Genomic DNA, 12,040 nt, shown 5'->3' with positions numbered 1-12,040 from the left:
TCATGGTAATGCCAATTCCCTCATTAAACACTCAACAAATAGGGTATAAATTAATTTCCATGAGTAACTTCCAAGGGAGAAAGGGAGAGGAAGTTACAAAAACCTTGATCTCAGCATCATTACACAAAGATTCAGTGGAAAACGTTTCCAGAGCTTACAACGTATCACCACAAACGGTGAGGAATTACGTTGAAGAACAAGGGTTACAAGTAGCGGAAAAAACACTGGAACAAGTGAAACAAATCTCACTCGAAACACTTAAGGGCGTGAAGGAGATAGAACTATCAATAGATTGGACAACAATAACTTGGTACGGAAAACCTGTAGAAGGTTTGGGAAGCTCAGAAAAGGGATACTCGTGGAACTACGCAACAGCTACAACGAAATACGAAGGAAAAATCCTCATACTTGCTTTCATACCGCAAGTTAATGGGATGACAAAGGATGAGATTGTCAAGGTCTTGATTGAACAAGTGGTTGCAATGGGATTTAGGATTAAACTGATAACACTTGATGCAGGATTTTACACGGTTGAGGTGATAAAATTCATATCCCAGTTCAACTACATTATTGGAGTTCCCGTTGGTGATGTCAAGATCTACGAGGAGTTTGATGGTGAATATATTACGAATAGTAAGAGGCGTAGTAAGGATGAGCAGGTTAAGTTTAGGCTGATCGTGTATCGCAGGGAGAAGATCAAGAGGAAAAAGAAGAAGGTTGTTTACTTCGCTAGGGCTACAAATCTCGATTTACCCAAGAATAAGGTCTTGGAGTTATATAACAAGGTGAGGAATCCGATAGAAACGTCTTATAGGAGTGTTAAATCGTTCCTCCCCTTTACGTGTTCAACAAAGTTCATTTTCCGCATGTTAATCTTCTTACTTGCCGTGCTCGTTTACTCCTTGTACACGATCCTCAAGGATAACGTGAAAATGAGGACTTTCAAATCACTAATTTCAAAAATTATTGAAAATATATCTGAGGCAGAGATTTATTTAAATAAATCAGAGGAAACGCTTACTAATACTACAGGTTTATTTTTAAGGAGGTGATTTTGGGAGTACCGTGAAGGGCGGAGCTTCCTACTTCATAGCCCCACCTTGCCCGTAGCTTTTCGCCACGGGTAGAGGGTGGAGCTCCACAGGCACTAAGGATGGCTCCCACCCCGATCTCTTCAATATGTTTAAGCAAGCGTTATAGTCACGATCAGTAACCCAACCACACTTAGGACAGCCGAACACACGGTCAGTCAAAGTTAACTCCTTCTTTACGTACCCGCATTTAGCACACATCTTTGAAGTATATGCTGGATTTATTAACAACAGTTTCTTTCCATATTTTTCCAACTGATATTCTAGTATTCTCTTCAACTCATGGAATGCAACATCGTGCAACCTCATCCTCAACTTCCTTTCTGACTCCTCCACCAGTTGTTTAACATCTATATCCTCCATTACTACAACGTCATAATGTTGTGCAAACCACTTACCCAACTTCATATAGAGGTCTTGTCTCAAGTTCTTCAAGTGTTCATAAGCCCTAGCTAACTTCACTTTTGCTTTAAACCAATTTTTCGACAAGAACTCTTTCCTCGAGAGAACCTTGTGGAGTTTCCTTATCTTCTCAAGTGCCTTCTCATAAGGTCTCAAGTTAGGGAAATAGAATCCATCACTCGTGGTTAGGAGTTTCTCTATCCCAACATCTATTGCAACTACCTTACCAGTCTTTGGGAGTTGAGGGAATCCAACACCTTCAACTATGAAGGAGACATATACTCTCTCTGAACGTGTTAGTTTAACTACCACCCTCTTTACTTTGTCAAACGGGAAGTCCCTATGAACAATGACCTTAAACACGCCGAGATTTGATAACCTCAATAACACCAGCTTCTTCTTATTCTTCCTACTCTTAGTCCTTATTTCCCTGCTCTCAAGTATTTTCCATCCACTTTGTGGGTAAACAAGAGAGTAGTACTTATGGGGTTTCTTCTCCTTAGGAAAGTGTGCTAGACCTTTGAAGAACCTATCCCTAGCATCGTAATAACGATCGGCAATTTGCTGTACTACTTGTGAGTAGAGTTGTTGGTACTCCTTATCTTGCTTTCTTAGATCTAGAGCGAGTTGTCTTAACTCCGTTTGTGTAAGACCCTTTCCGTCCCTTTGGTAGAAATAGATATCTGCCCAGCGTAGGGTGTTGTACATCTCACATGCTAACCTCAACTGGGCTTTTAACGCCCTAATTGTTTGATCGTCAGCATATGCACGAAAGCGGAACCCTACGTTGGGCATTAATAAAATGTTCGAGAGTGGATTAAAAAATATTTCTACAAAGGGGGCTATCCATCCCCGCCTTAAAAGGCGAGGTTTTTCGCCCCCTTTGAACCCCTAAACTTTATAATAGTATTACAAGTTCACGCAGTAGGTATTAGAAGCCATTATTATACAATTAAGATTTGTCAATCATCTAATTTTATCCTTATAGAAAGTGGTATAACAAATGGGAGAGTTGAGCTAGAAAGAGCTGGATTAAATACTGGGCTAGGAATAACTGATGAATTTTTACACAGTTCCTTATTAGCTTTATTTTCAGGTTCTTTAGCAGGAGTTGATATGGCTAGCGTTTTAGGTAGTTATGAGGAAGAGAATAAAATCCTTAGTGGAGTACAACAAATCATACTGTATTATGAAAATCAAGGTTTCCAATACTCATGCCCTCATTGTGGAAGAGCTTTAAATTTTAAATAATTTTCTATTCTAGAGAATTTTTATTATATTAAAGTTTATGAAAATTAACGCACAGAAAAATGATTCTTCTTAGTATAATCAGTTTTGACAATAAGAAGATAGTTAAATTTTTAGAAGAGAAAAATAAATTAACGATGAAATTATTATAATTAAACCACTTATTATCCAGAGAGAAAAATAACCCATTGATAGGATTATAAAAGATGCTACTATTGGTGCTATAATTCCACTACTTTGCCAAAAGAAATTCGCAAAGCCTGTTACGCTACCAGCCTTATTACCACCTATTAACGAAACGGCTGTTGAGTTAGCTGGTGTAATAACAAAACGAACAAACCCCATAATACTTGATATGGTCATTATATAAATTGGAAGAGTAAGGAAAGAGAGAGAAAAGGTTAAAGTCCCGTAAAAGAGCTCAAAAAGAGAAAGTGTGATCTTCACCCCTAAACTTCTTATAATATATCCTGCAATTATCGTAGATGGTATTCCAGCTAATGCAAGCAGAGAATACGCAATACCAGCCAAATAATCGTTGAGACCTATAAACAAAAAGTACTTGTAAGCATACAAAGTAATTATCCAATATGCTAAAAAGAATAGGAAACCTGCTAAACTTATAATAATTACATTTTTGTCCTTCACAATTATTTCTCGTTTACTTTGTTCTCCTTTTCTACTTCTTATGAAGATAAACATAAAGGCTGTGATAAGAGAAATAAACGAAATAATATAGTAAGAAGATCTCCAACCAAAATTAATACTTATCCATGGTAATATAAGCCCGGCAAGAACTATAGATAGTGGCCATGCTAAACTATAATAACCTATTGCAACAGGCAGTTCTTGCTTAGAAAAACTTAGGGATAAAATCTTTATAGTAACTGGATATATCCATCCAGCTGATAATCCCATTAAAATACTTCCGAAATACTCCTCTTGTATATTTGATGCTATACCAGAAATAAAAGATGATACTGCTAATCCTACTAGGCTAAGAAGAGCTATAATTTTGGGTGAAACATAATCTGATAAAATTCCAGCTGGTATTTGGACTATAATATAACCAATAAAGAAAAGCGAGAATATTATACCGTCCTCAATCACTGTTGGTTTTAATGAAGAATACACTGATACTATACTCCATGCTATTCTTGAGAAATATGATAGGAAGAATGATAAAGACGAAATAAATACTATGAAAATCTTCTTTAGCATCATTATAGGACCTCCACCAGGGGTAATAATATGGGTACTAATAACGTTAATATTAACCCATTTATCAACGCTCCGATAGCATATTCGTTACCTAATAAATCAACGTACAATGGTAAGGTAACGTCCATACTTGTAGCACCGCCAACAGCTATTGCCCCTATTGGAGAAGCTCTTACTCTGAAGAATAATGGAATTAGAAGGAAAGTTAACTGTTCTCTCAAAAAGTTTACTAGAAAAGCAAAAACCCCGATTGTTGGACCATAATATTTTGCTAAAAATGGTCCCGTATAAGAATACCAACCAGATCCAAGAGTAGTAAGCAAAATCTCTTTAAAAGGATAGAAAGGTGAGAGAAGAATTGCTGAAAGAATTGCTCCAAAAACATCTACTAAAATAGAAACTATTGCTAATCCGGAAATTCTCTTTAGTATCTCAAGCTTTAAACTTTCACCGACTTGGATACCTATAACAATTACTAAGGCATATAATTCGTAATCAATTATCTCATTAAAATTTATCTTTACCTTTATAAAGAACCCTATAAGAAGACCTAATATCAAGGGTAATATATACTTTAATTGCGATTTAAAATCAATCTTCTTCCATTCCGATTTACTTGAAACGGTAAGGAACAATCCTAGTAAATAAGTAATTGTAACTACTACAATAGAGGTTAGCAATGAAGTATATAAGATATATAAAATCTGAGATCCACTGACCTCATTGCCACCCCAGAATGAAATCGTAAATATTAAAGAAACTATTACAACATCAGATATTATAGAAGGAAGTTTAATAAATCTGCCTACAAGGATAAACACAAGGTAAAGTAATATAAATAGAACAAGAAAATACATAAAGTAGGATTGTAAGGGACGAGTATAAATATTCATCTTTTAGTAAGTTTTTTAAGATTGCAAAACTTTTAACCCAAGTGCAATTTTTCATTAAGAAATACAAGAAAGAGAATGATATTAATACAAAATATGAAGTAATTGCAGAACTCTTCTCATCAAGAATAGGGAGAGTATTAGACATGCCAGTATTAGAAATAATTCCGAAAGAAGAAGGTCTAAAAATGAAACTTCTACAAAAGAAATCAGATGGAAAAGCGAAAAATGTGGATAAGATTAAAAGAGCTTTAGCTTTTGAGGAATGGTTATTAAATATTGACTTAAAGGAAGAGCATGTAATGGCGGACAATAATAATACAGCTTATATAATAGATCATGGGCACTCATTATCAGCTTGGAAACCCTTATATTACGTAGTGGAGATAATAAATAGACCCGTGACAAGGTTCAAATTATGGAGTGATAGAGAAAGTTATAGTGAAGGAGTTGAGATAGTAAGGTCTTTGGATTGTGAGCAAACTAAAATACTCTTGAAAGAAACAGCCAACGAAGTAGCGCATATCTTTAATTTAAATAATGATGAAATAACTGATTTTATAAGCATAAGTTCCAGGATTCTTGAGTATAGAAAGAAAAACCTTCATTTACTTTTTGCGAACTAAACTACTTTACCAGAATAGATTGCTTTACTCTAATCTTTAACTGGGGAATGCATAATTTTATATTTTACTTTTTGTGAGTTATACCTTATGAATGAAAAAATAGAACAAGCAATTAGAGAAATGGGTTTCAAGAATTTTACAGAAGTTCAATCAAAAACAATTCCTTTGATGTTACAAGGAAAAAATGTGGTAGTGAGAGCAAAGACTGGAAGCGGGAAAACTGCAGCTTATGCTATACCAATTCTTGAGCTAGGAATGAAAAGTTTAGTGATAACACCTACAAGAGAACTAACAAGACAAGTGGCCTCTCACATCAGAGATATAGGAAGATATATGGATACTAAAGTTGCGGAAGTTTATGGCGGAATGCCATACAAAACACAAATTAATAGAGTTAAAAATGCTGATATTGTTGTAGCTACTCCCGGAAGGTTGCTTGACTTGTGGAGTAAGGGTGTCATTGATCTATCATCTTTTGAAATTGTGATAATTGATGAAGCTGACCTGATGTTTGAAATGGGTTTTATTGATGATATAAAGATAATCTTAGCTCAGACGAGCAACAGGAAGATTACCGGACTATTTTCAGCTACTATACCAGAGGAAATAAGAAAAGTAGTGAAAGATTTCATTACTAGCTATGAAGAAATAGAGGCTTGTATTGGATTGGCAAACGTAGAACATAAATTTGTTCACGTAAAGGACGATTGGAGAAGTAAAGTTCAAGCTCTAAGAGAGAATAAAGATAAAGGTGTTATAGTCTTCGTAAGAACAAGAAACAGAGTTGCAAAACTAGTTAGGTTATTTGATAACGCAATAGAATTAAGAGGAGATTTACCACAAAGTATCAGAAATAGAAATATTGATGCATTTAGAGAAGGAGAATATGATATGTTAATAACTACTGATGTAGCATCTAGGGGTTTAGATATTCCACTAGTAGAAAAAGTAATAAATTTTGATGCACCACAGGATTTAAGAACCTATATACACAGAATCGGAAGGACCGGAAGAATGGGAAGGAAAGGTGAGGCAATAACTTTTATATTAAATGAGTATTGGTTGGAGAAAGAGATTAAGAAAATTAGTCAGAAAGCATAAATACATTTCCAGTTATTACTACTATACCTTCACTTTCTGCTAGTTCCTTAATCTTATCTTGTATTGAATTACAAACTAGAAACATTTTAACCTTTTTTCCTGGAAAGTTCTCTTCAAAAGCCTCCTTCCTGTTCTCTAATTGCTCAATAGCTGCTGTATCATCACATAAGTTCTTAATCTCGAAAATGTAAATATAATCATTAGTCTCGTAGAAATCCACTTCGTACTTCTTTCCTTTTTTCTTACTTTCTATAAAACCATGTTTAATATTTGAAGCATTAATGCCATGAAGTATTAATCCCTCTTTGTATAACTCTAACATGGTTTTTTCAATATGGTGACCGGCTCTAGACGTAAACGAGTTGAACATTATTTCTAGTCTTGTAAATCTTTTATCCACATAATCTTTAAATTCTCCAATTGACTTGACAAGCTCTTCTATTACCTTTGCATGTTCCATTAGAATTTTATTATGCTCCTCAAGCCTCTTATTTACCTCATCAAATTTCCTAGAATGCTCTTCAAGAAGTTTAGTATGTTCTAACAATACTTTATTCATCTCCTCAAGCCTCTTAGAATGCTCCTCTAAAAATTTAGAGTGTTCTCGAAGAGCCTTCTCTAACTCTTCAAGCCTCTTAGAATGCTCCTCTAAAATTTTACTATGATCCAACAGTGCTTTATTCATTTCCTCTAGCCTCTTAGAATGCTCTTGAAGAATCTTTTCTATTTCCTCAAGCCTCTTATTAATTTCATATAACTGTTTTGAATAATTTTCTGATATTTCATAAGATTTTAGTATTTTACTTTCAATATCTGCTAATTTTTCCCATATAAGAACTACATGATCATAAGTAGTTCTGGTTAATTCCTCTATACCATCTAATCTTTTTATTATGATGTCATTTTTAATTTGTTCATAAACTTTTGAAACTAACTTGTTAAATATCTCTGGATTATTAATTATTTCATCAATACTCATTATTTATCATCTTTGTAGCATGAAATAAAAATGTTTACACTTCTTTTTATTCTCATTTATCTAAAAGTTTCACATGGATAAATACTTTCTTGCTTTACTAGGTGAAGCTGGAGCTACTGGCTTAGCAAAAGGGATTTATATAATAAGAAAAGAGGAAAGATTTCGTATAGCGTATGAAAATGAACTTTCACATTGGGAATATTTTAAGAAGTTTAAAAGGAGTTTGCTGGAAAAACCAGTTTATTATACTCTCTTTGTTGTAGGAATATTAGTTGGAATAATGGGTATGGCTGCAATAAGAAGAGTAGTGAACAAAGTAGAGTCTCAAGCCTTGGATTTTTACTATAAAAACTTTGACATAAGTGGAGAGATAGCTAAGATAGTAGAGGACGAGAAACATCATTTTATTAAATGAATACAATCTTGCTTAATTCATCTTCGTACTTTTTCATCTTCTCATTAATTATTTGATTGTACTCTTTGTCACTTATTAATGATTTACTTTTTGCAAACCAAAGTGGTAATTCAATATAACCTTCTCCTAAAGTACAAATACTCTTTGGAATCCAAATTTCCTTTCCTTTAATAGAGAAAAGATACGCCTTATCCGTCTCAACCTTAACTTTTCCTTCAACCTTTATAAGTTCATTATCAAATTCCTTTTTTAATTTATTGTAAATATAATTCTGCAGTTGTAATTTATCCTCAAAAAGGTCTCCTTCATATTGATAAAATTTTATTTTATTTTCATAATCACAGACATAAAGAGTTTTCCCAAGGATTTTATCTTTCTCCTCACATTTTAGTTCCAGTTCCTTCAAATTGCTATTATCAATTACGTAATAATTAACAAATACTCTTTCACTCTTCTTGTATACTCTTTTTATAATAGTTCCATCCTTTTCATCAATTTCTCCCTCCATATATTTTAAACCCTTTATAGAACGCCATATCTTATTTTTGACTTTAATTTGCCTCCATTTTCCATTATCAAAAGCGAAATAATACTCTTCTTCATCTTTCCCTATTTTTCCAATCCTTATCATCTTACAAAGTTATTAAGGAGACTAAATAAAAGTATAGGCTAATATAATTAATACTACGGAAATAGTTAATAATGTTGCGGACATGTTCATAACCCATTTTCCTTCAAAGCCTGGAAGTTGTAATTTATAAAATAATATATGCATTACTCCGTAAAAACCGGTAATAATACCTATTAAAGTAAATATTATCTTTATCGCTAATTCAGGTGTAATAAGCATGAATTAATTATTAAACTTCACAAATTTAAATTTATCTTTAAAATAATACGGTATGATAAAAAATTAGATTGATTTCTGTAAATCTCTAGCATCATCCTTTAAATCTGCAATTGAGTCTACAATATCATTTATCTTGTTCTTTAATTCATCTTCGCTTAAACCATCTATGCTATCTAATAAGTCGTCTATTTCTGAAGAAATTGAGTCTATTTCATCTTTAAGTTCTTCTAACATGTTTTTTATCTTTTCCTTGTCCATGAGAAAAAAATTAAATTAGCTTTATTTAAATTATGCGTATGGATAACTTATCCAAGAAATTAGAGCCGAAAGAAAATACTATACCAACTTATCTTGTTTATGCACAATCTTTGAGTTCTATAGCCCCCTTAGGTTCTGCCTCAGCGTATTTAACATATGCTCTTCAGTATTCACTATCATCAACATTTATAGCTGGAGTTTTTGGTGTATTAATCTACTTTTTGTGGGTATTAATTGGGTATGAATACTCAAAAGTGATTGCCTCTACTGGCGGTATATATGAATTTGCTAGAAGAAGTGGTGGTGAACTTTTAGGTAAAATCGCTGGCTGGTTGTATTGGATAAGTTATGCTATATATTTACCTTCAGCTACAACTTACCTTACTGGAATAGTAATAACTTCCGAATTCTCACTTTCACCTATTGTAGTCACTACCATAGAAATTTTAATTCCTATAGTTCTAACTCTTTTGCTTTTAAGCGGAATAAGACCACCACTTTTTTATGCACTCTTAACTTCAACTATTGAAGTTATTCTAATATTTGTCTTAGGAATAAAAGTAATATCTATTACAGGGTTCTCTTTGAGCCCATTAAGGGTTTCAGTACCAGTATCAGATTTCTTTTCAGGAGCCTTAGCAGTAGGTTTTACACTTGCCGGTGGTGGCGCATCGTTCTTTCTAGGTTATGAAGCTGTAGGGAAAGGAAAAACAGTAGCAAAATCTTATCTTTATGCTTATTGGATAGCGTCGATTTCAGTACTTTTTGCTTCATATTTTGAAATTGCGTTTGCTGGTTATTCAAATTCCGGCATGAAAAACCTATTAAATGTCACTCAATATCCAGCATATTATATTGCCCAAAAGCTTATGGGAAGTAGCATGGCATTATTGATATTTATCTTTACTATAAACAGTTTAATTGGTTCTGTAACTGCAGCATATGTAGCCCTATCTAGATTAACTTACAGTTTAATTAGAAAAGATATGTTAAAATCAATCTTAATAGTAGCATTGTTCTTTCTTCTAGTCAATTTAATAGCTGGGATTACTGGTGAGTTTGCCCTAGTATACTCACTTACTACAGAAGCTTCCTTAGTTACTTTGTACGGTTCACATGTAATAGTATCTGCTTTATTTCCAGTATTTTCAAAGAAAATGATAGGATTTAGACTTTATCATATCTTGTTATCAATTTCAGCGGTTATTTTAATGGGATATGGTGTTTATTCAAATATAGTGCCTTATTCTGGTTTAACAACATTAGTTGGAATACTTTCATTAATTGGAGGTGTAATAATAGGAACTATAAGCTGGGGATTAGAATGGAGGAAATTGAATATGCATTAAAACTAGTTAGAATGGGAAAACCTTTAACTGCTATAAATTTTATTAAACAATTTTTAAAGAATAATCCAGATAAAATAGAAAATAACGAAGAATGTAAAGCAATATCTAATATTATTTTACACTTTCCTTCCCTCAATGACGAAAGTTGGAGATATTTTGTTCACATAGAAAAAGATGACGCAGAAATACTAATAGAAAAAATTAAAGAATGCCTTAGGATTTAAACCCCTGCTTCAGCTTCATTTATCTTCTCTAAACTTTGGCCAATTGTATTAGGTAATACAAAGATTAATACAATCCCCATAATAACCATTGGTACTTGGAATAACACCCAAGTTGGTAGAGCACCTATACTACTTATAATTGGCAGTATTATAGCTGTTGATATTGCAGCTCCCAAATGGGCAGCACCGTCACTGAAAGCAAACGATGTTGCCCTAGCATATGTAGGCACATTTTCAGTTCCATTTAAGTAATTTAACTGATTACTCCATCCTACACCAATGAAGTTTGTCAATAGCATTCCTCCAAATGCTAAGGGTATATTATAGTTAATAGTACCTATGGTAGCAACTAATACTCCTAATAACATTCCTACAAAATATGCTAAAGTAGTCAAAATAGCTCTCCTTACTTTTTCAACTATGAATCTTAATGCTATGGCCCCTAAAAATGTTGCAACACCAGCCAAACCATATAAAAACGTTAACTCGTTAATCTGGGCCTTTGTAAGATTTGATAATCCTCCAGCCCATAATAAGAACTCTGTTAAGTATGGATATTCTCCGAAATAGAAGAAGAAGATAGACAACATTACTGAGATTATCCTTATTGCGTATTTCTTGTTCTTAAATACAGTGAATGGGTTTTTCTCCTCAACCTTATAATTTAAGGGATTATAAGGAGGTAATTGCATACCTGTCTTCTGTATTGCTTTCTCTTCCATTTCAGCTACAATTTTTTCAGCTTCATCAAGTTTTCCTTTTAACGCTAACATTCTTACAGTTTCACTAGCATGAGACCTTATTATCAATACTATAAATGCTAAAGTAGCACCAATTAAGAATATTACCCTCTAACCAATTGCTGGGTTTAATAAGTCAATTACTGAGGCTAAAAAGGGTCCTAATCCTAAACCAGCCCATCCAGCAATATAAACTAGGTTAAAATACTGTCCTCTTTTTACTGCTGGAACCATTTCTACTATGTAAGTCGGTACTAATATTAAATCACCGCCTATTCCCATACCAGTTATAAATCTAAAGACTATAAACATTGGGAAATTAAATGATAATGCGTTTCCTAAGCTTCCTATAGCTGTTAGTAATGCAGTAAACATTAACATTGGTTTCCTACCGTACTTATCAGCAAAAAATCCCAACAATATTGCCCCTGGAATATAGCCAGCTAATCCCATAGAGACTACAATAGAAGCCTGGGTTGAAGTTAAGCCAGTATATGGTAGGGATGTTCCGGAGAAGGCAATACCAATATCTATTACATCGTACAATGCTATAAAGTATCCAAATGCTAATGCAAGAATTACCGAGACTGGTAAAACCATAGTAGGTAATCTATCAATTCTTGCAGTCAACTCAGCCACTTTTTTA

General features: G+C 33.5%; 14 protein-coding genes and 1 pseudogene. 7 read left to right on the top strand and 8 right to left on the bottom strand.

The features are described from left to right. Window positions 1-8 precede the first annotated feature (8 nt). Window positions 9-1,052: an ISH3 family transposase gene (locus D1869_RS13460; RefSeq protein WP_156015894.1), complete on the top strand. Its 1,044-nt coding sequence runs from the start codon at window positions 9-11 to the stop codon at window positions 1,050-1,052. A gap of 30 nt (window positions 1,053-1,082) precedes the next feature. On the opposite strand, the gene D1869_RS13455 is transcribed toward D1869_RS13460, so the two are convergent. Continuing rightward, window positions 1,083-2,288 carry an RNA-guided endonuclease InsQ/TnpB family protein gene (locus D1869_RS13455; RefSeq protein WP_156015578.1) on the bottom strand — a complete coding sequence of 402 codons (1,206 nt, stop codon included), beginning with the start codon at window positions 2,286-2,288 and terminating at the stop codon, window positions 1,083-1,085. A 321-nt stretch (window positions 2,289-2,609) separates the two neighbouring features. Here D1869_RS13455 and D1869_RS15725 point away from each other — a divergent pair, with 321 nt between their 5' ends. After that, the gene (locus tag D1869_RS15725) at window positions 2,610-2,744 is read left to right on the top strand and encodes a hypothetical protein (RefSeq protein WP_260311211.1); all 135 of its coding nucleotides are present in this window, start codon (window positions 2,610-2,612) and stop codon (window positions 2,742-2,744) included. 102 nt (window positions 2,745-2,846) lie between these two features. Here the strand turns inward: D1869_RS15725 and D1869_RS13450 are convergent, their stop codons facing one another. Together D1869_RS13450 and D1869_RS13445 are read right to left on the bottom strand one after the other, a co-directional pair. Beyond that, entirely contained in the window at window positions 2,847-3,965 is a 1,119-nt protein-coding gene (locus D1869_RS13450) for an MFS transporter (RefSeq protein ID WP_156015577.1), read from the bottom strand. Beyond that, a complete protein-coding gene (locus tag D1869_RS13445; RefSeq protein WP_231113635.1) occupies window positions 3,965-4,819 on the bottom strand; it encodes a LysO family transporter in 855 nt (284 codons plus the stop codon). The genes D1869_RS13450 and D1869_RS13445 overlap by 1 nt, the downstream gene beginning before the upstream one ends. Before the next feature lie 77 nt (window positions 4,820-4,896). Between D1869_RS13445 and D1869_RS13440 the strand changes: the two genes are divergently transcribed. Beyond that, the gene (locus tag D1869_RS13440) at window positions 4,897-5,478 is read left to right on the top strand and encodes a hypothetical protein (RefSeq protein ID WP_156015575.1); all 582 of its coding nucleotides are present in this window, start codon (window positions 4,897-4,899) and stop codon (window positions 5,476-5,478) included. Between the two features lie 87 nt (window positions 5,479-5,565). Then, window positions 5,566-6,579: a DEAD/DEAH box helicase gene (locus D1869_RS13435; protein ID WP_156015574.1), complete on the top strand. Its 1,014-nt coding sequence runs from the start codon at window positions 5,566-5,568 to the stop codon at window positions 6,577-6,579. On the opposite strand, the gene D1869_RS13430 is transcribed toward D1869_RS13435, so the two are convergent. Next, entirely contained in the window at window positions 6,563-7,558 is a 996-nt protein-coding gene (locus tag D1869_RS13430; protein ID WP_156015573.1) for a coiled-coil domain-containing protein, read from the bottom strand. The genes D1869_RS13435 and D1869_RS13430 overlap by 17 nt on opposite strands. A gap of 73 nt (window positions 7,559-7,631) precedes the next feature. Between D1869_RS13430 and D1869_RS13425 the strand changes: the two genes are divergently transcribed. Beyond that, window positions 7,632-7,973 (top strand): ferritin family protein, encoded by a 342-nt coding sequence (locus D1869_RS13425; protein ID WP_156015572.1) that lies wholly within the window; start codon window positions 7,632-7,634, stop codon window positions 7,971-7,973. Here the strand turns inward: D1869_RS13425 and D1869_RS13420 are convergent. The 3 genes from D1869_RS13420 to D1869_RS13410 all read right to left on the bottom strand — a co-directional run bounded on the left by D1869_RS13420 (window position 7,966) and on the right by D1869_RS13410 (window position 9,081). Further along, window positions 7,966-8,604 carry a hypothetical protein gene (locus tag D1869_RS13420; protein ID WP_156015571.1) on the bottom strand — a complete coding sequence of 213 codons (639 nt, stop codon included), beginning with the start codon at window positions 8,602-8,604 and terminating at the stop codon, window positions 7,966-7,968. The genes D1869_RS13425 and D1869_RS13420 overlap by 8 nt on opposite strands. A 21-nt stretch (window positions 8,605-8,625) precedes the next feature. After that, complete coding sequence (locus D1869_RS13415; RefSeq protein WP_156015570.1) at window positions 8,626-8,823, bottom strand: hypothetical protein; 198 nt, start codon at window positions 8,821-8,823, stop codon at window positions 8,626-8,628. A 63-nt stretch (window positions 8,824-8,886) separates the two neighbouring features. Then, window positions 8,887-9,081 (bottom strand): hypothetical protein, encoded by a 195-nt coding sequence (locus D1869_RS13410; protein ID WP_156015569.1) that lies wholly within the window; start codon window positions 9,079-9,081, stop codon window positions 8,887-8,889. A gap of 32 nt (window positions 9,082-9,113) precedes the next feature. On the opposite strand from D1869_RS13410, the gene D1869_RS13405 reads away from it, so the two are divergent. Together D1869_RS13405 and D1869_RS13400 are read left to right on the top strand one after the other, a co-directional pair. Continuing rightward, window positions 9,114-10,430 carry an APC family permease gene (locus D1869_RS13405; protein WP_156015568.1) on the top strand — a complete coding sequence of 439 codons (1,317 nt, stop codon included), beginning with the start codon at window positions 9,114-9,116 and terminating at the stop codon, window positions 10,428-10,430. Then, the gene (locus D1869_RS13400; protein ID WP_052846801.1) at window positions 10,406-10,654 is read left to right on the top strand and encodes a hypothetical protein; all 249 of its coding nucleotides are present in this window, start codon (window positions 10,406-10,408) and stop codon (window positions 10,652-10,654) included. The genes D1869_RS13405 and D1869_RS13400 overlap by 25 nt, the downstream gene beginning before the upstream one ends. Here the strand turns inward: D1869_RS13400 and D1869_RS13395 are convergent. After that, window positions 10,651-11,994: pseudogene (locus D1869_RS13395) on the bottom strand (MFS transporter). The gene D1869_RS13400 and the pseudogene D1869_RS13395 overlap by 4 nt on opposite strands. Between the last annotated feature and the right edge of the window lie 46 nt (window positions 11,995-12,040).

It is taken from the genome of Sulfurisphaera ohwakuensis (assembly GCF_009729055.1).
GTDB classification, from domain to species: Archaea; Thermoproteota; Thermoprotei_A; order Sulfolobales; family Sulfolobaceae; genus Sulfurisphaera; species Sulfurisphaera ohwakuensis.
The sequence above is the reverse complement of the archived record's forward strand: the minus strand, read 5'-3'. Positions and strand labels throughout refer to the sequence as shown.